12 protein-coding genes are annotated in these 18,728 nt (G+C 73.5%); 2 read left to right on the top strand and 10 right to left on the bottom strand.

Annotation, left to right across the window (positions count from 1 at the left end; translation table 11 throughout):
- Positions 1–126: 126 nt before the first annotated feature.
- Positions 127–2,322, top strand: coding sequence for a hypothetical protein (locus GA0070622_RS32715; protein ID WP_176558839.1), 2,196 nt, complete (start codon positions 127–129; stop codon positions 2,320–2,322).
- 19 nt (positions 2,323–2,341) lie between these two features.
- Here GA0070622_RS32715 and GA0070622_RS25900 read toward each other — a convergent pair whose 3' ends face one another.
- From GA0070622_RS25900 to GA0070622_RS25920, 5 genes are all read right to left on the bottom strand, one after another.
- On the bottom strand, positions 2,342–6,010 hold the full coding sequence (locus tag GA0070622_RS25900) for a SpoIIE family protein phosphatase (RefSeq protein ID WP_091580033.1): 3,669 nt from the start codon (positions 6,008–6,010) through the stop codon (positions 2,342–2,344).
- A gap of 123 nt (positions 6,011–6,133) precedes the next feature.
- Complete coding sequence (locus GA0070622_RS25905) at positions 6,134–6,892, bottom strand: gamma-glutamyl-gamma-aminobutyrate hydrolase family protein (RefSeq protein ID WP_091580038.1); 759 nt, start codon at positions 6,890–6,892, stop codon at positions 6,134–6,136.
- Between the two features lie 232 nt (positions 6,893–7,124).
- Positions 7,125–7,892: a 3-oxoacyl-ACP reductase gene (locus GA0070622_RS25910; RefSeq protein WP_091584009.1), complete on the bottom strand. Its 768-nt coding sequence runs from the start codon at positions 7,890–7,892 to the stop codon at positions 7,125–7,127.
- A 5-nt stretch (positions 7,893–7,897) separates the two neighbouring features.
- Positions 7,898–9,253 carry an aldehyde dehydrogenase family protein gene (locus GA0070622_RS25915; protein ID WP_091580041.1) on the bottom strand — a complete coding sequence of 452 codons (1,356 nt, stop codon included), beginning with the start codon at positions 9,251–9,253 and terminating at the stop codon, positions 7,898–7,900.
- 107 nt (positions 9,254–9,360) lie between these two features.
- Positions 9,361–10,725 carry a glutamine synthetase family protein gene (locus GA0070622_RS25920; RefSeq protein ID WP_091580044.1) on the bottom strand — a complete coding sequence of 455 codons (1,365 nt, stop codon included), beginning with the start codon at positions 10,723–10,725 and terminating at the stop codon, positions 9,361–9,363.
- A gap of 88 nt (positions 10,726–10,813) precedes the next feature.
- Between GA0070622_RS25920 and GA0070622_RS25925 the strand changes: the two genes are divergently transcribed.
- The gene (locus tag GA0070622_RS25925) at positions 10,814–11,986 is read left to right on the top strand and encodes a PQQ-dependent sugar dehydrogenase (RefSeq protein WP_091580047.1); all 1,173 of its coding nucleotides are present in this window, start codon (positions 10,814–10,816) and stop codon (positions 11,984–11,986) included.
- Between the two features lie 48 nt (positions 11,987–12,034).
- Here the strand turns inward: GA0070622_RS25925 and GA0070622_RS25930 are convergent, their stop codons facing one another.
- The 5 genes from GA0070622_RS25930 to GA0070622_RS25950 all read right to left on the bottom strand — a co-directional run bounded on the left by GA0070622_RS25930 (position 12,035) and on the right by GA0070622_RS25950 (position 18,727).
- Positions 12,035–13,006, bottom strand: a complete 972-nt coding sequence (locus GA0070622_RS25930; RefSeq protein WP_091580050.1) for an aldo/keto reductase — start codon at positions 13,004–13,006, stop codon at positions 12,035–12,037.
- Positions 13,007–13,161: 155 nt separating this feature from the next.
- Positions 13,162–14,724, bottom strand: a complete 1,563-nt coding sequence (locus GA0070622_RS25935) for an amino acid permease (RefSeq protein WP_091580053.1) — start codon at positions 14,722–14,724, stop codon at positions 13,162–13,164.
- Positions 14,725–14,987: 263 nt separating this feature from the next.
- Entirely contained in the window at positions 14,988–15,902 is a 915-nt protein-coding gene (locus GA0070622_RS25940) for a UbiA family prenyltransferase (RefSeq protein ID WP_091580058.1), read from the bottom strand.
- A gap of 81 nt (positions 15,903–15,983) precedes the next feature.
- A complete protein-coding gene (locus GA0070622_RS25945) occupies positions 15,984–16,484 on the bottom strand; it encodes a DUF456 domain-containing protein (protein ID WP_091580062.1) in 501 nt (166 codons plus the stop codon).
- Between the two features lie 92 nt (positions 16,485–16,576).
- On the bottom strand, positions 16,577–18,727 hold the full coding sequence (locus GA0070622_RS25950; protein WP_091580065.1) for a putative bifunctional diguanylate cyclase/phosphodiesterase: 2,151 nt from the start codon (positions 18,725–18,727) through the stop codon (positions 16,577–16,579).
- Between the last annotated feature and the right edge of the window lies 1 nt (position 18,728).

The following is an 18,728-nucleotide window of genomic DNA, read 5'->3' on the forward strand; positions in this document are numbered from 1 at the left end:
CACCACGCTACGGCTTCCGTCACTCCGGTCCGGGCGGAAACCGAGGCTGGACGGCGGGATCACCCGCGCATGTCCCGGTGGTGAAGGGGTAGGCACCCGCGTCCTCGACGCGGAAGCGGTGGCTGGGTGGGTCTGATCGAGTTGCGGGTGCACGGCGTGGGTGGTTACAGCTCCGACCGGATCCTGGGCGAGCGGCCCGCCCATCTCGTCGCCGGTGACGTGGAGGCGGGCTTCTACCGTCCTGGCGCCGGCCCGGAGGACCAGCAGCCGGCCGGGAACGTGCGTCTGGAGGCCTACCGGTGGAACGGCCTGACCGGCGGAACGGCGGGTCGGACGTTCTCCCTGGTGTTGCTGCTGCCCTTCATGCTCGGCAACATCGCGCTCTGGGCCCTGCCGTTGACCGGTCGTGCCGGAGCGCCGGCCCGTGCGGTGGTCCGGCTCCTGTGCGTCTCGCTGACCATGATGTACGTGCTGGCGGTCGTCGGCGTGGCTCTCGATCTGCTCGCCTGGCAGTGCCTGAGTTATCCGCGCTGCTACCAGGACCGCCGTTTCGTCTCCTGGCTGGCCGGGCTGCCCGCCGGCTGGGAACTCGCCATCCTCGCCCTGCTCCCGCTGGCGGCGATCACCGCGCTGTGGCGCCTGGGTAGCCGGACCTGGCAACTGCCCGAGACCGGGGCGCCCGACGGCGGGGACACCGAGATCGAGGGCCTGGACGACCCCGCGTTCTGGGACAACCGCAGTCTGGTCCGACATCTCCGCGCCGTTCACCTGGTGGCGGCCCTGGGCACGCTCGACACTGCCGTCCTCAGCGCGCTGGTGCCGCACGACCGACGGTTCGCCGGTTACCTCCTGTTCGCCGCCGTGCTGCTCGTCACCGCGGCGGCGATGGCCATCTGCTGCCTGCCGGGCATCGAGCGTCGCACCAGCACCGCCCGCACCACCGCCGTGACCCGGGCGCTGGCTCGCACCTCGGGCATCCTGACCGCAGCCGTTCTCGCCTACTCGCTCGTCCCGCGGGACTCCTGGAACGCCGCGGACAACCTGCCCGGCTACGACGTGCTCGTGGCGACCGTGTACGTCAGTCAGATGGCGCTGCTGACCGCGCTGGCCGCCCTGGTCGTCTCGGCCCGGCGGCACCATGTCAACGGGTCCGCCGTGCTGCGCGGGCTCGCGGCGCCGGTGCTCATCCTCGTCGCGATCGGGTTCGCCGTCTCCTACTCCTCCGGCCTGGTCTATCTCTCCGCCGACTACCTCGACCGCGGATCCAGCCCCACTCCGGCGCGTCCCACTCCACCAGGGGCTCCGCCGCTCACTCCACCCGTGGCCTTCCGCTGGGCTGCCCTGGGGTTCTTCCTGGCGGTGGTCCTCGCGGCGGTCGTCGTCCTGACCCGCAGACTCTGGCGACGGTCGGCGCGCCGGGCCGCGGTCATGCGGACCCTGCGGGCCGAGTACGCCGACCTGGACCGGGTGCCTCCCGCACGCGTGCACGCCGTACGCGACGCGGTCGTCTCGGCACAGTTGGCGGACAAGCTCGGGCCGCTGGCGCCGGCCGCGTACGCCGCGCTGGCGACCATCGCGCTCGGTGCCGCGGGATCGGCGATCGTGCACGACGGCCCCGGTGACCTGGCCCGTCTGCTCGGCGGTGAACCACTGGCGCGGCCGGTCGTCTTCGTCACCGACGTCGGCGCCTACCTGATCGGCACCTTCGCCCTCCTGCTGGGCGTTCTCGGCCTGTTCGCCTACCGGTCCAGGGGCATCCGCCTGATCGGCATCCTGTGGGAACTGGCGACCTTCTGGCCGCGGGGCGCCCACCCGCTCGCCGCGCCCTGCTACTCCGAACGGGCCGTGCCCGACCTGACCCGCCGGGTCCGCCACCTGATCGCCACCGGGGACACCGTCGTCCTCGCCGGGCAGAGTCACGGCAGCGTCCTCGCGGCCGTGACCGCCCTGCAACTTCCCCCGGCCACGCGCTCCCGGCTCGCGCTGCTCACCTTCGCGTCCCCGCTGCAGCGGCTCTACGCCCGCGTGTTCCCCGCCTACATCAACGACGTGATGCTGCGGCGGATCGGCGCCGACCTCGACTGGCGCTGGACCAACCTGTGGCGCCGCACCGACCCGGTCGGCGGTCCGGTCTTCCCCTCGGACCGGAGGGCGTCGGACGATCCCGCCGCCGGCGTCGATCGACTGGTACGCGACCCGGCGGCGCTGACCATCGCGCCCGGCGACACCGTGCCTCCACCGATCGAACGCCACCTGTTCCGGTTCGACGAGACGTACCGCGCGGCGGTGCGGGATCTCGCCACCCGCCTGCCCCGAAGGTGACCGACGGGGAGGCCGACGCTCAGTCCGTCCCGGTCAGCCGGCGGCGCAGCGTCAGCTCGGTGCCGTCCTCGGTGCGGGTCACGCTCATCTCCCCGAGCGCCTGGATCAGCGCCAGCCCGCGCCCGCGGAAGCTCGACCCGCTGGACTCGCGCCACCGCCCGCTGTCCCGGATCGTCGCCGTGACCGTGCGGTCCGCGATGGTCACCTCCACCTCGATCGACGGGTCGACCGGGTCGATCGGGTGCTCGATCGCGTTCGCCGCGGCCTCGGAGATCGCCACGGTGAGGTCGAACAGGTCCGTCTCGCCGACCTGGTGGGCGACGAGGAAGTCCTCCAGCCGCTTGCGCAGCACGCTGAGTCGGGTCGGGTCGGCGGGCAGGCGCAGCGCGAAGCGGTTCAACTCGGCCGCCTCCAGCGCGAGCACCGCCACGTCGTCGTGCCGGGTCCGCCCCGCGACCCGTTCCACCACCGCGTCCACCAGGTCGGCTACGTGCTCGCCGCGCGCGGTCGCGTCGCGCCGCAGCTGCCCGAGCCCGGCGTCGATGCCGGCCGTCCGGTCCTCGATCAGACCGTCGGTGTAGAGCAGCAACCGGCCGCCGGGGGCGAGTTCGCCCTCGACGGTCCGGTAGGTGGTGCCGGGGATCGCCCCGACCGGCGGTCCGAGGGCCCGATCGTGCAGGAACGCCACGTCGTCTCCTCGGATCAGCAGGGGCGAGGGGTGACCCGCGCTGGCGTACCGCAGCCGGCCGTCGCGCGGGGAGAAGCTGAGGCAGACCACCGTGGCGAAGGAGCCGCTGCCGGTGGAGTGGACCAGCTGGTTGAGCCGGGTCAGCGCCTCGCCCGGGTCGTAGCCCTCCAGGACGTACGCCCGCAGCGCGTTGCGGAGCTGGCCCATCGCGGCGGCGGCCCGCACGCCCTTGCCGACCACGTCGCCGATGACGAGCACCATCTCGTCGTCGGGCGCGCCCATCACGTCGTACCAGTCGCCGCCGACCTCGACGTCCGCGCTGCCGGGCAGGTAACGGCTGGCCACCACCGCGCCGGGCAGCTGCGGCAGCGTACGCGGCAGCAGGCTGTGCTGGAGCGTGGTGGCGATCCGGTGCTCGGCCTCGTAGAGCTGGGCGTTCTCCAGCCGTACGCCGACCAGCCGGGCCAGCTCGGTCAGCGCCGCCTGCTCGGCGCCGCCGCCCTCGCCCCGCCACACCCGCAGCTCGCCGAGCTGCTCGCCGGTGGTCCCGGTCAGCGGCAGCACCACTGACGGCTCGGCGGGCAGGTCGCCGCCGGCGTCCTCCTCGTGGCGGGCGCCCGTCGCGGTGACCAGCACCCGGTCCGCCTCGGCCAGGGTGAGCGCGTGCCGGGCGGCGACCCGGACCACCTCGGCGGTGGACCGGGCGGTGTTGATCGCCACCGCGGCGTCGGCGAGCGCCCGCAGCCGGCGGATGATCTGCCCGCGCAACTGTCCCAGCTCGACGTTGGCCCGGACCCGGGCGACCAGTTCCTGGCTGGAGAAGGGCTTGGTCAGGTAGTCGTCCGCGCCGGCCGAGAGGCCGGCGACCTCCTCGGCGGCGCCGGCCCGCGCGGAGAGCAGCACAATCGGCACGTGCCGGGTGACCGGGTTGGCGCGCAGCGCGGCGACCAGCCCGAAGCCGTCCAGCCGGGGCATCATCACGTCGCTGAGCACCAGGTCGAACGGGGTGTCGACGGCCAGTCGCAGCGCCTCCACGCCGTCCGGCACGGCCACCACCCCGTAGGCCGGGGAGAGCAGCCGGCCGACGTGCTCGCGCAGGTCGGGGTTGTCGTCGGCGACCAGGATCCGGCCGGCGGCGCCCGGCGTCCCGGACGGCTCGGGCAGCCCGGCCGGTCGGGCCACCTCGTCGGTCCAGAGCGCCGTCTCGGCGACGTGGAGCCGGGCCTGCTCCGGCTCGCTCAGCGGCACCGGGGACAGCGCGGACACCCGGTCGGCGGGCAGGTGCGCGTAGCCGAACGGCACGGTCACCGTGAAGGTGGTGCCCCGGTCGACGACGCTGCTCGCGGTCACCGTGCCGCCGTGCATCTCGACCAGCTCACGGACCAGGGCGAGCCCGATGCCGGTGCCCTCGTGGGTACGGGAGCGGGCACCCGCCACCCGGTGGAACCGCTCGAAGACCTGCGGCAGCTCCTGCGGCGCGATGCCGACGCCGGTGTCGGTCACCTCCAGCACGGCGGCCCCGTCGCCGGAACGGACCCGGACCCGGATCTCGCCGTCGAAGGTGAACTTGACCGCGTTCGAGATCAGGTTGAGGACGATCTTCTCCCACATGTCCCGGTCCACGTAGACCGGCGCGCGCAGCGGCGGGCAGTCGACCACCAGGCGCAGTCCGGCCCGTTCGGTGGCCGAGCGGAACGTGCTGGCCAGCCTTGACGTGTAGTCGGCCAGGTCGGTGGGCTGGTAGCGGGCGGCCAGCCGGCCGGACTCCAGCCGGGAGAAGTCGAGCACGGTGTTGACCAGCTTGAGCAGGCGCAGCCCGTTGCGGTGCATCATGGTCAGGCGATCGAGGTAGCGGTCGGGCAGCTCCCGGTCGGCGAGCATGTCCTCCAGCGGACCGAGGACCAGGGTGAGCGGGGTGCGGAACTCGTGGCTCACGTTGGCGAAGAAGTTGGTCTTGGCGCGGTCGAGCGCGGCCAGCTCGGCGGCCCGGGCCCGCTCCTGCTCGTACGCCCGCTGCTTGCCGACCGCCCGGGAGACCTGCGCGGCGACCAGGTCGACGAAGTCGCGGTAGTCGTCGGTGAACGGGAGCCGGCGGGACACCCCGAGCAGCAGCACTCCGGCCGGCTCGTTGGTGGCGGTCAGCGGCAGCAGCAGCGCCTGGTCGGCGGCGTCGGCCGGGACGGCGGCGGGCAGGTCGGCGGTGGCGATCCAGCGCGGCGCGGTCAGCTCCTCGCCGGCGCTCATTCCCGGGGGCGGCCCGGCGACCGTGGCCGGGTCCATGCCGGTGCAGCCGGCGAGCACGGCGGCGCCGCCGGGCTCAGTGAGCCAGAGCGCGCTGAACGGCACGTCGTCCCGGTGGGCGTCGAGCACCCGGGCGACGGCCCGGCCCAGTTCGAGCGTGCTCGGCACGTCGCCCAGCTCGTTGCCCAGCTCGGCCAGGGCCCGCAGCCGGCGCTCGCCGAGCACCCGGCCGGTGGTCTCGTTGACGAAGCAGAAGATCCCCTCGACGGTGCCGTCGGCGTCCCGGATCGGGTCGTACGAGACGTCGAAGTAGACGTCCTCCAGGAAGCCGTGCCGGTTGATCACGAAGGGATGGTTCTCGCCCCGGTAGGGCACGCCGGTGCCGCGCACCCCGTCGAGCAGCGGGCCGAGGACGTCCCAGGTCTCGGCCCAGTGCAGCCGGGCGGACTGCCCGATCACCGCCGGGTGCTTGTCGCCGATGGTGGGCCGGTAGGCGTCGTTGTAGAAGGCCCGGTGCTCCGCACCCCAGAAGACCACCATCTGGGCGCGGGACGCCAGCATGGTGCTCACCGCGTGGCAGAGCGCGGCCGGCCAGCGGTCCGGGGTGCCGAGCGGGGTGGTGGCCCAGTCGAAGCCGCGCAGCCGCTCGCCCATCTCGCCGCCGGCGGCGAACGCCGCGGTCAGCAACGGTGGGAAAGACGCCTCGCCGGCCGCCGGGGACGATCGACCGACGTCCCCGCCCCCCTGGGCCGAGCCCATGCAGCCTCCCGCTCCGGCCATGTCCACGACGGCCGGCGTGGTTACGCCGACCGTCCCCGCCTACTACCCCGGCGGAGGAGCAACGTAACGCACCGGCACCGGCGGACGCTGGTTACCTCCGCCTCATCCTGACGTAACCGGCGGGCGGGGGCGAGTCGGGCGGGGCCCCGGGCCGGCCGGCTGTGATCTGCGCGACACCGCGGCCTGGACCAGCGCCGTGACCGGCCGAGGATCGGCCTCGTTCTCCGGATGCCACTGCACGCCGAGCACGAAGCGCCGCGCCGGATCCTCCAGCGCCTCCACCACCCCGTCGTCGGCCCAGCCGGTGACCGCCAGGCCGCCGGGGTCGGCCACCGCCTGGTGATGGTACGAGTTGACCCGGTCCACACCGGCCATCACCGTCCCGGCCCGGCTGCCCGGGGCGAAGCGCACCGGGTGCGACCCGTAGACCCCGGGGGCCGGCCGGTGCCCGTCGTGCCCGACCACGTCCGGCAGGTGCTGGTGCAGGCTGCCGCCGTACGCGACGGCCAGCAGCTGCATCCCCCGGCACACGCCCAGCACCGGCAGGTCGGCGGCGAGCGCGGCGGTCAGCAGCGCCACCTCGCCGGCGTCGCGGTCCGGCCGGCTCTCGGTGCGCGGGTCGGGCGGCTGCCCGTAGCGCTCCGGGCCGACGTCCGCGCCGCCGGCCAGCAGCAGCCCGTCCAGCAGCCCGAGCACGTCGGCGTCGACGTCGTCCGGGGGCAGCACCACCGCCCGGCCGCCCGCCGCGGTCACCGCCCGTACGTACGCGTGCGGCACCAGCGTCGCCGGCACGTCCCGCCACACCGCCCAGCCGGCCGGCTCGACGTACGCGGTGACGCCGATGACCGGCCGTCGCCTCACAGTGCTGGCCCGGTTCGCGACTGCGGGGCTCGCAACCCCGGCTCACTCCTCGCGCTCACAGCGCTGGCCCGGATCGCGACTGCGGGGCTCGCAACCCCGGCTCACTCCTCGCGCTCACAGCGCTGGCCCGGATCGCGACTGCGGGGCTCGCAACCCCGGCTCACTCCTCGCGCTCACAGCGCTGGCCCGGATCGCGACTGCGGGGCTCGCAACCCCGGCTCACTCCTCGCGCTCACAGTGGCGTCACGTACGCGCCGGTGATGCCGCCGTCGACCACGAACTGCGCGGCGGTCATGAACGAGGCGTCGTCGCTGGCCAGGAACGCCACCGCGGCGGCGATCTCGGTCGGGTCCCCGAACCGGCCCATCGGCACGTGCACGAGACGCCGGGCGGCCCGCTCCGGGTCCTTGGCGAACAGGTCCAGCAGCAGCGGGGTGGCCACCGGCCCGGGGCAGAGCGCGTTGACCCGGATGCCCTCGCGGGCGAACTGCACGCCCAACTCCCTGGTCATCGCCAGCACCCCGCCCTTGCTCGCCGTGTACGCGATCTGCGACGTGGCGGCGCCCATCAGCGCCACGAACGAGGCGGTGTTGATGATCGAGCCCTTGCCCTGCCGGCGCATGTGCGGGATGACGTGCTTGCAGCACAGGTAGACGCTCGTGGTGTTGACCCGCAGCACCCGCTCCCAGGCGTCCAGCCCGGTCTCCAGGATGGAGTCGTCGTCGGGCGGGGAGATGCCGGCGTTGTTGAAGGCGACGTCCACCCGGCCGTGCCGGTCCACCACGCCGTCGAAGAGGTCACGGACCGCCGTCTCGTCGGCCACGTCCGCGGCGACGAACTCCCCGTTCACCTCCCGCGCCGCCCGGGTGCCGGCGTCGGCGTCGATGTCCACGCAGACCACCCGGGCCCCCTCGGCGGCGAAGCGCCGCACGGTGGCCAGCCCGATGCCGCTGCCCGCGCCGGTCACCACGGCCACCCGGTCCTGAAGCCGTCCCTGCACTGTGATCACTCCTCGGTGCCGATGAACACGTTCTTGACGTCGGTGAAGGCGTGCAGCGCGTCCGGGCCCAGCTCGCGGCCGAGGCCGGAGCGTTTCATCCCGCCGAACGGGGTCCAGTAACGCACCGAGGAGTGCGAGTTGACGCTCAGATTGCCCGACTCCACCGCCCGGGCCACCCGGACGGCACGGCCCACGTCCCGGGTCCAGATCGAGCCGGAGAGGCCGTACTCGGTGTCGTTGGCGAGCCGGATCGCGTCCGCCTCGTCGTCGAACGGGAGCACCGAGACGACCGGGCCGAAGATCTCCTCCCGCCAGTGCCGGTCCGCCGGGGAGCCGGCGAGCAGCACGGTCGGGGCGTGCCAGAAGCCGGGGCCGTCGGGGCACGAGCCGGTGAAGGCCACGTCCGCGTCGTCGACGTACCCGGCGACCCGGTCCCGGTGCCCGGCGGAGATCAGCGGGCCCATCTCGGCGGTCTCGCGGGCCGGGTCCTCCACCCGGAACGCCCGCACGGCCGGTTCGAGCAGTTCCAGGAAGCGGTCGTACACCGGGCGTTGGACCAGGATCCGGGAGCGGGCGCAGCAGTCCTGGCCGGCGTTGTCGAAGACCGCGGACGGGGCGGTGGCCGCCGCCTTCGCCAGGTCGGCGTCGGCGAAGACGATGTTCGCCGACTTGCCGCCCAGTTCCAGCGTCACCCGCTTCACCTGGGCGGCGCAGCCGGCCATGATCCGGGTGCCGACCTCGGTGGAGCCGGTGAAGCAGATCTTGCGGACGGCCGGGTGGGTGACGAACCGTTCGCCGACCACGCCGCCCGGCCCGGGCAGCACGGTGAACACGCCGTCGGGCAGCCCGGCGTCGCGGGCCAGCTCGGCCAGGCGCAGCGCGGTCAGCGGGGTCAGCTCGGCCGGCTTGAGCACCACCGTGTTGCCGGCCGCGAGCGCGGGGGCGAATCCCCAGCCGGCGATCGGCATCGGGAAGTTCCACGGCACGATCACGCCGACCACGCCGAGCGGCTCGTGGAACGTGACGTCGAGCCCGCCGGGCACCGGGATCTGCTGGCCGGTCAGCCGTTCCGGCGCGCCCGCGTAGTAGTCGAGCACGTCACGGACGTTGCCGGCCTCCCAACGCGCGTTGCCGATGGTGTGCCCGGCGTTGCGCACCTCCAGGAGGGCCAACTCCTCCAGATGCGCGTCGACCTGGGCGGCGAACCTCCGCAGCAGCCGCCCCCGGTCGCCCGGCGCCACCCGACGCCACGTCTCGAACGCGGCAGCCGCCCGCGCGATGGCGGCATCCACGTCCGCCACGGTCGCGGACGCGACCTCCCCGATCCGCCCCCCGTCAACCGGCGAAATCACCTCACCCACGCCCGCCCCCCTCTTCGGCGATCTTGCAGTTGGTGCCCGGACAAAAGCCACCCATGCCGCGAGTTACGGGCCACAAGTGCAAGATCGCGGAGAGCGGGGCGGCGGGGTCAGAGGCGTTCGAAGCCACGCCGCAGCTCCCAGTCCGTGACGGCGGCGTCGAAGGCGGTCAGCTCGACCTTCGCCTGGTTGGCGTAGTGGTCTGCCACCTCGTCGCCGAACGCCGCCCGGGCCACCTCCGAGCGCTGCCACAGGTCGAGCGCGTCGCGCAGCGTGCCGGGGACCCGCTCGGCCTCCGGGTCGTCGTACGCGTTGCCGGTGCACTCGTCCGCCAGCTCCAGCTCGTTCTCGATGCCGTGCACCGCGCCGGCCACCAGCGCGGCGATCGCCAGGTACGGGTTGACGTCCGCCCCCGGCACCCGGTTCTCCACCCGCATCCCCTGCCCGTGCCCGACCAGCCGCAGCGCGCAGGTGCGGTTGTCGGTGCCCCAGCGCAGCGCGGTCGGCGCGAAGGAGCCCGGCTGGTAACGCTTGTAGGAGTTGATGTTCGGCGCGAACAGCAGGCTGAACTCGCGCATGGTGGCGAGCAGCCCGGCCAGCACCCGCTGCCCGGTCACACTCAGGTGTGCCGGCCCGTCGCCCAGCATCGCCGACTTGCCGGCGGCGTCGCGCAGCGAGAAGTGGATGTGGCAGGAGTTGCCCTCCCGCTCGTTCGGCTTGGCCATGAACGTGATCGCCATGCCCTCCTGGGCGGCGATCTCCTTGGCGCCGTTCTTGTAGATGACATGGTGGTCGGCGCAGCGCACCGCCTCGTCGTAGCGGAAGGCGATCTCGTGCTGGCCGAGGTTGCACTCGCCCTTGGCGCTCTCCGGGGTGAGCCCGGCGGCGGCCATCTCGGTGCGGATGCGGCGCAGCAGCGGCTCCACCCGCGCGGTGCCGAGCAGCGAGTAGTCCACGTTGTACTGGTTGGCCGGGGTCAGGTCGCGGTAGCCGCGCGACCACGCCTGCTCGTACGAGTCGCGGTAGAGCACGAACTCCAGCTCGGTGCCGGCGTACGCGGTCAGCCCGTGCGCGGCCAGCCGGTCGAGCTGCCGGCGCAGGATCTGCCGGGGCGAGGCGACCACCGGGCCGGAGCCGTCCAGCCACTCCAGGTCGGCCAGCAGCAGCGCGGAGCCGGGCTGCCAGGGCATCCGGCGCAGCGTGTCCAGGTCGGGGCGCATGGCGAAGTCGCCGTAGCCGCGTTCCCAGCTCGACATCGCGTACCCGTCGACGGTGTTCATGTCCACGTCCACGGCGAGCAGGTAGTTGCATCCCTCGCTGCCGTTCGTGACCACCTGGTCGAGGAAGAACGGCGCGTGGAACCGCTTGCCCTGCAACCGGCCCTGCATGTCGGTGAGGGCGAGCACCACCGTGTCGATCTCACCCTCAGTGACGGCGACCCGCAACTGTTCCAGCGAGAGCGGCGTTCTCTTCATCAGGGGGCCTCCATCACCAAGGTCTACTGGCAAACCGGATCACCGTCAATGCCCCGACGAGGTCGGGGGCGAAACGCCAGGAGTGCACATGCGTCGTCGGATCGTCGCGGCCGTCGCCGCCGTCCTCGTGATCGCACTGGGCGCCACCGACGCCCGAGCCGACCGGCAACCCGCCGCCGCACCTGAGCGCTCCGCCACCGCCGCCGGCGCGGTCGACCGGCGGCCGGTCCCGTTCGACCTGCGCGCCGTCGGTCGGCGGACCGTCGGATCCGGGCCCGACCTGACCCGTCCCCGGGTGGTCGCCACCGGGCTGGAGGTGCCGTGGGGCCTGGGCTTCCTGCCCGACGGCAGCGCGCTGGTGGCGCAGCGGAACCAGGGCACGATCCTGCGGATCCGTCCCGGCCGCCCGGCCCGGCAGGTCGCCCGGATCCCCGACGTGGTGGCCGGCGGCGAGGCGGGCCTGCTCGGGCTCGCGGTCTCCCCCACCTACCGCCGGGACCGCTGGGTCTACGCCTGCTACACCACCGCCACCGACATCCGGGTCGTCCGGTTCCGGCTCCGGTCGGACCGGGCCCCGCAGGTGCTGGTCAGTGGCATCCCTCGGGCCACCTCCCACGACGGCGGGCGGATCGCGTTCGGCCCCGACGGCATGCTCTACGCCGGTGTCGGCGACGCCGGGGTGCCCGCCCGCTCCCAGGACCTGACCAGCCGCAACGGCAAGATCCTGCGGATCCGCCCGGACGGCGGCGTGCCGGCGGACAACCCGTTCCCCGGCTCGCCGGTCTACAGCTACGGCCACCGCAACGTGCAGGGGCTCGCCTGGGACCGCGGCGGCCGGCTGTTCGCCACCGAGTTCGGCCAGAGCACCTGGGACGAGGTGAACCGGATCGTGCCGGGCGGCAACTACGGCTGGCCGATCGTGGAGGGCGTCGCCGGCGACCCCCGGTTCCGGGACCCGGTGGTCGTCTGGCCGCCCGCCCAGGCCTCACCGAGCGGCGCCGCGTTCAGCCGGGGCACGCTCTATGTGGCCGCGCTGCGCGGCACCCGGCTCTGGGCGATCCCGGTCGACGCCGCCGGCAACGTCGGCGTACCGGTGGCGGAACTGGTCGGGACGTACGGCCGCCTGCGTACCGTGGCGGTCGCCCCGGACGGCGCGCTCTGGGTGACCACCAGCAACCGCGAGCCGCGCGGCGTCCCGCCGGCGGCCGACGACGACCGCGTCCTCCGCTTCCCGCCCACCCACCGCCAGCCCTCGGCCTGAGACCCCTGGGGTACGCGGACAGCCCGTCGGTCGCCGGTGGCGCCCAGGTCAGTAGCGGGTGCCGGCGGGTGCCGGCAGAGCGTCGAGTTCCGCCAGGTCGGTGTCGGTGAGCCGGAGCCGGGCGGCGGCGGCGTTCTCGTCGAGCCGGGCGCGGCGACGGGTACCGGGGATCGGCACGACGTGGTCGCCCTGGGCCAGGGTCCAGGCGAGGGCCACCTGTCCGGCGGTGGCGTGGTGCCGGGCGGCGATGGCTTCGACCCGGTCGACGAGGGCGAGGTTGGCGGCGCGGTTGTCCTGGTGGAAACGGGGCAGGCGGCCGCGGAAGTCGTCGGCGGCGAAGACGGTGTCCCGGTATCGGCCGGTGAGGAATCCGCGGCCGAGCGGGGAGAACGGCACGAACGCGGCACCGTGGCGGACGCACCAGTCGAGGCTGGTGGTGAGGTGGTCGCGGGTCCACAGGGACAGTTCCGACTGGACGGCGCTGATCGGGTGTACGGCGTGGGCGCGGTCGAGCTGGTCGACGGTGAACTCGGAAACCCCGAGGGCACGGGCCTTGCCGGCGGCGACCATCTCGGCCATGGCGCCGATGCTGTCCTCGACGGGGACGTTCGGGTCGGGCCGGTGCAGGTAGTACAGGTCGACGTGGTCGACTCCGAGCCGGCGCAGGGACGCGTCGATGGCCTGCCGCAGGTGTTCGGGCCGGCCGTCCTGCACGATGGGGAAGTTGTCCCCGTCGGTGTCGGTGACGACGTTGCCGCCCTTGGTGGCGAGGACGACCTCGTCGCGCCGGCCGGCGACGGCCCTGCCGACGACCTCCTCGTTGGTGAAGGGGCCGTACATGTCGGCGGTGTCGAGGAAGGTGACCCCGAGGTCGAGAGCGTGGCCGATGACCTGGTCCGGGTCCTCCGCCCCGGGGTCGTCACCGTAGGCCCAGGTCATACCCATGCAGCCGAGTCCGACGGCGCCGACGGTGGGCCCGTCGGTCCAGAGCTGCCGGGTGGGAATGGTGTCGGTGGTCATCCGTCTCTCCTCAGGTTCACGCCCCGGTCGGTGCGGGCCGCCTCCGGCTCCGGTCGTCGAACCCGACGTTACGAGTTCGAGCGCACTCGAAGGCAACCTGTCGGCCCGGCGGTCCCGTCCACCGACCGCCGCCGCACGACCCGCGCGCGTCGGGGTCAGGCCGGCGGGGTGGGAGCCTGCTCCTCGACCGTACGACGGGGGCCGGTGAACCACCTGCGGGCCGAGGCGTACCACCAGATCGCGACGCCGAGCAGCACGCCACCGATCGCCAGTGGGGCGTAGTTCACCGCGGTCCAGGAGAAGTCGGGGTGACCCGGCACGCCGGCCGGGACGATCGGCAGGACGAAGTAGACCGAGATGATCGCGATCTCCACCACCGCGATCCAGCCGAGCAGCCGGTAGCGCCGGCCGAGCGTCCACGGCCCCGGGGTGAACCGGTCCCCCATCCGCAGCCGCAGGAAGATCGGGATGATGAAGGAGAGGTAGAGCCCGATCACCGCCACCGACACCACCGCGTAGAACGCGACCGGGATGCCGCCGCGCTGGTAGAGCGCGGGCAGGGTGAGCACCAGCCCGGCCAGCGTGGCGCCGATGATGGCGTTGACCGGCGTGCCGTTGCGGTTGACCTTCGACCACAGCCGCCAGCCGGGCACCGCCCGGTCCCGGCTGAACGCGTACGCCATCCGCGACATCGAGGTCACGCAGCTCATCCCGCAGAAGAACTGCCCGATGGTGGAGATGATGATGACGGCCTTGAAGAAGAACGGCGTCAGCGCGGTCTCGAAGATCGCCCCGGAGAACCCGCCCGCGGAGTTGATCGCGTCCACGTCGGTGGCCGCGAACAGGAACGCGAGCAGCAGGATCCAGCCGCCGACGGCGGAATAGAAGATCGACCGCCACAGCCCCTGCGCGGCGGCCTTGGACGCGCCCCGGGTCTCCTCGGAGACGTGCGCGCAGGCGTCGAAGCCGGTGATCGTGTACTGCGTGAGCAGGAAGCCCAGCGGCAGGATGTAGAACCAGAACGCCAGCCCGCCGGTGTCCCCGTCGCCGAAGCCGGAGTTGTTGAACCGCTCGGTGAACACGAAGCGGAAGCTCTGGTGGTCGTCCGGGACCAGGACCAGGATCAGCACCACCGCGGCCGCGCCGGCCACGTGCCACCAGACCGAGACGTTCTGGAGTACGTCGATGATCCGGTGCCCGTAGATGTTGATCAGCCCGTGCAGGGCGAGGATCACCACGAACAGCCCGAACGTCTGGTGGCCGGTGCCGGCCCAGCCGTCGAACAGCGCCGACAGCGTCAGGTTGAGGAACGTGGCGCAGCCGTAGTCGACCGACGCGGTCACCGCGACCAGCCCGATCAGGTTGAGCCAGCCGGTGAACCAGCCGTGCACCGGCCGGCCCATGGTCGCCGCCCACCAGTAGATCCCGCCCGCCGTGGGATACGCCGAGACCAGCTCGGCCAGGCAGAACCCGATGATCAGGATGAACAGCGAGATCAGCGGCCAGCCCCAGGAGATCGCCACCGGGCCGCCGTTGTTCCACGCCTGGCCGAACGTGGTGAAGCAGCCGGCCAGGATCGAGATGATGGAGAACGAGATGGCGAAGTTGGAGAAGCCGCTCCACTTGCGGCGCAACTCCTGCTTGTAGCCGAGTTCGGCGAGTCGTCGGGCGTCGTCGTCCATCGGCTGCTCGGCGGTCGGCGCGGGCGTCGTGGCCACTGCACACCTCCTCGAGGCGAAGTCCCCGTACGAGTGCTCGCAGTCTGCTCCCGCCGATCAAGGTGGTCAATACGCGTCCCGGGTAATTGCGTTGTCCCCGCTTCCCGCCCGGGGCATGCTTGAAGCCGTGACCAGGCCCGACCCGACGGGCCGGCGCCGGGCGCTCGGCAACGCCCGGTCCGCGGCGGCGCGCGGCGTCCACCTCTCTCTCACTGATGTACGGCGATCCGCCGTACCCCCGGACGCCCCGCGCCGCCGCACTCTCACGTCCGGCCGACGGTGATCCAGGCGGTGAGGAAGTCGGCGGCCGGCACCGCGAAGAGCAGGCAGACCCCGGCCAGCCGGGCGATGGTGGGCCGACGGACGGCGACGGCGTAGCCGGCGACCAGCACCGGCGCCCACAGGTCCTGAAGCAGCCACGACTCCCGCCGGACCAGCAGGTCGAGGTGGCAGACCGCGAGCCACACCACGGTCGCCGCCGACCAGAGGACCAGGCCGGCGCGTCGACACGCCCGCGTACCCCAGCGCACCGCCGCGGTGACGTCCCCGGCGACGCGGTCGGCGGCGACGTCCAGCACGGTCGTCGGCAGGTAGAGCGCGGCGACCAGGAACAGGCCCAGCAGCGCCACGAGGAGCGGGTAGCCGGTGACCGGCCGGTGCAGGGACCAGCCGGCCAGTGGCGCGAGGACCCCGACGGCGAGGGCGTTGGCGGCGACGTCCAGGCCCGGCCGGGTCTTCAGTCGCACCGGCGGCGCGCTGTAGAGCCACCCGAGCAGCAGCACGACCGCCGTGCCGAGGGCGAAGGCCGGTCCGACCGCCGTGGCGGCGAGCACGAGCGCCGCGAGGGCGGCCCCGTGGTGCCAGCGCATCAGATCGGCCGCGGTGAGCAGGCCGGTGACCAGTGGGGCGCTGGCCTTGCGCCGGTTCCGCCGGTCGCTGGGCAGGTCGTACCGGTCGTTGACGGCGAGCACGGCGGTCCAGAGCAACGGCCCGAGCACCACCAGGGCGGCCAGCGAGCGCGGCAGCGTCGCCGCCGGCGGCAGCCAGCGGTGGGTGGCGAGCACCGAGCCGGCGTACGCGGCGGCCCAGCCGAGCGGCCAGAACCACGGACGCGACAGGAGCAGCAGCGCCCGGACCCGGGCCGTCCGCGCGTCGGCGGCGGGGCGGAGGAGAACCATGCCACCGACGCTAGGAATCCGCCCGGCCGACGGCCTCCCGCCGGCGAGCCAGGGCGCTCCCCCGCGACGGGGAACCGCGGGTCAGGCGAACAGCAGGCCCGCCACCCAGAGCGCGGCGATCACCAGGCCGGCGGAGAACTCGACGAGCATGGACAACCCGGCCGCCTTGAGCGCCTGCACCGTCGCCGGCCAGGCCAGCTGGTTGCTGCCCAGCCGCAGCCGCTCCGCGCCCCAGATGCCGCCGATGAAGCCGATCGGCAGACCGACCACCGGGATCACGAAGAACCCGACCAGGCCGAGCAGTCCCCCGGCCAGCAGCGACGACGTGGGTACGCCGGTGCGCTTGAGGTTCCGCCCCGGCCAGAGGTACTTGACCACGGTGCCGCCGGCGGCGACCACGGTGGCGGCGGCGAGCACCGCCCAGCGGCCCGGGCCGGCGTCGGCGAAGATCGCCCAGACCAGCACGCCGCCCCAGCACAGCGGCAGCGCCGGCAGCCCCGGCACCACCACCCCGGCCAGGCCGGCCAGGATCGCCAGCGCGGCCACCACCGACACCACTGCCTGCGAATCGCTCAGACTCACGAGTTCTCTCTCTTCTCTGCACAGGCGCTGCGTGATCGAGGTGTTAAGCGGGGCCCCCGCCTCTACCGGAAGCGTTAACAGGGGGCCCTTCCTTACCCCTCCAGGCGGGCGCGGATGCCGTCGGCGGGCATGGGGGCGCCGAACAGGCGGCCCTGCCCGGTGTCGCAGCGCAGCGCCCGCAACCGTTCGGCCTGCACCTCGGTCTCCACCGCCTCGGCCGTCACCGACAGCTCCAGCGCGTGGGCCAGCCGGACCAGCGCGTCGACGATCCGCTCGTCCCGGTGGTCGGCGACCGCGTCCGCGCCGTCGCCCCGGATCCCCTCGACGAACGGGCCGGCCAGCTTCACGCAGTGGATCGGCAGCCGGCGCAGGTACGCCAGGTTCGAGTAGCCGGTGCCGAAGTCGTCGATGGCCAGCCGCAGCCCGAGGTCGGCGAGCTGGTGCAGGGCACGCAGCGGCTCGCCCGCGCTGCCCATCACCGCGCTCTCGGTCAGCTCCAGCTGGAGCAGCGCGGCGGGCAGCCCGGTGTGCTGCAACGCCTCGGCCACGGTCTCCACGATGGCCGGGTCGTCGGCCTGCCGGGCGGCCAGGTTGACGCTCACCACCGGCGTGGTCGACGGGAACGCCCGCCGCCAGCCCTCCGCGTCCCGGCAGGCCTGGCGCAGCACCCAGGCGCCGAGCCGGACGATCAGGCCGGTCTCCTCGGCCAGCCCGATGAACCGGTCCGGCCCGAGCAGCCCCAGCTCCGGGTGCTGCCAGCGGACCAGCGCCTCGACCGCCACCATCGTGCCGTCCAGCAGGGACACGATCGGCTGGTAGTGCAGCACGAACTCGCCCCGGTCCAGCGCGGCCGGCAGGTTCGACGCCAGCGAGGAGCGGGCGATGTCGGCGGCGCTGCGCTCCGGGTCGTACACCGCCCAGCGGCCCCGCCCCTCGGCCTTGGCCCAGTAGAGCGTGGTGTCCGCGGCCTTCATCAGCTCCGCGACGCTGGTCTCCGCCGCCGGGCACTCCACGATGCCGATGCTGGCCGAGACGGCGAGCTGCTGGTCACCCACGTGCACCGGCGCGGAGACCGCGGCCAGGGCCAGCTCGGCCACCTCCACCGCGTCGTCGATGCCGCCGTCGGAGTCGACCAGGATGACGAACTCGTCCCCGCCCATCCGGGCCACCAGGTGCCCCCGACCGGCCACGCAGTCGCTCAGCCGCCGGGCGATCACCTTGAGCAGCCGGTCGCCCAGGTCGTGGCCGAGGCTGTCGTTGACCGCCTTGAAGCCGTCCAGGTCGATGAAGCAGAGCCCGACGCGCTGCTCCGGCCCGGCCGCGTCGAAGACGTCGCCCAACGTCTCGAAGAACAGCGTCCGGTTGGGCAGCCCGGTCAGCGGGTCGTGCAACGCCTGGAAGCGCAGTCGTTGCTGCAGCTCGTACCGCTGGGTGATGTCCTCGATCATGGCGACGGTGAAGCGGGGACGGCCGTCGTCGTAGCGGATGAGCGAGACGGCCAGGTCGGTCCAGACCACGCTGCCGTCCTTGCGGTAGTAGCGCTTCTCCACCCGGGCGCTGTCCCGCTTGCCCTCGATCAGCTCCTGGTAGACCTCCCACATGCCGGCCGCGTCGTCGGCGTGGAACAACGCGGCCACGTTGATCCGCCGCAGCTCGCCGACGGTGTAGCCGAGCATGTCCGCGAAGGACTGGTTCACCTCGATGATCTGCCCGTCGACGCCGGCGATGCCGATGCCGATGGCCGCGCCGGTGAAGACCGCCCGGAAGCGTGCCTCGCTGTCGCGCAGCGCCTGCTCCACGGTGTCCCGGGCCTGCCAGGCGGAACGGGCGATCCGCTCCTGCTGGCTGAACACCCGGTCGCGCAGGGCCCGGGCGAACCCGGCGGCGAGCGCGCCCTGCAACAGCGCGACCCGTTCCCGCAGCTCGGGCGACTCCTCCCGGGCCGGCAGCACCCAGGGCAGGAACCGGTCGCCGAGGGCCTGCACCGACCAGTCGAGCACGCCGGGCTCGGTGAGGTGCGCCTCGACCAGGGCACGCCCGACCTCCTCCGCCGGCCGGGCGGAGAAGGTCGGGGCGAGCAACGCCCGGCCCAGCCGCTCGGTGAGCGGCACCAGCAGACGCTCGGTCTCGACCGCGCTCAGCGGCACGAACCCGATGCGTCGCACCGCCCGGGCCCATTCCGCGGCGTACGCGGCGGCGCCGGGACGGCTGACGTCACCCCCGTCGTTCTCCGGGGTGCGCATG

Origin of the sequence: Micromonospora sediminicola (genome assembly GCF_900089585.1) — a bacterium.
GTDB lineage: Bacteria > Actinomycetota > Actinomycetes > Mycobacteriales > Micromonosporaceae > Micromonospora > Micromonospora sediminicola.

What these genes read in the sequence shown, in the direction of transcription:
- GA0070622_RS25900 (WP_091580033.1), bottom strand. Translation starts at nt 6,010, where the DNA reads ATGGGCTCGGCCCAGGGGGGCGGGGACGTCGGTCGATCGTCCCCGGCG.
- GA0070622_RS25920 (WP_091580044.1), bottom strand. Translation starts at nt 10,725, where the DNA reads ATGAAGAGAACGCCGCTCTCGCTGGAACAGTTGCGGGTCGCCGTCACT.
- GA0070622_RS25925 (WP_091580047.1), top strand. Translation starts at nt 10,814, where the DNA reads ATGCGTCGTCGGATCGTCGCGGCCGTCGCCGCCGTCCTCGTGATCGCA.
- GA0070622_RS25930 (WP_091580050.1), bottom strand. Translation starts at nt 13,006, where the DNA reads ATGACCACCGACACCATTCCCACCCGGCAGCTCTGGACCGACGGGCCC.
- GA0070622_RS25940 (WP_091580058.1), bottom strand. Translation starts at nt 15,902, where the DNA reads ATGGTTCTCCTCCGCCCCGCCGCCGACGCGCGGACGGCCCGGGTCCGG.
- GA0070622_RS25950 (WP_091580065.1), bottom strand. Translation starts at nt 18,727, where the DNA reads ATGCGCACCCCGGAGAACGACGGGGGTGACGTCAGCCGTCCCGGCGCC.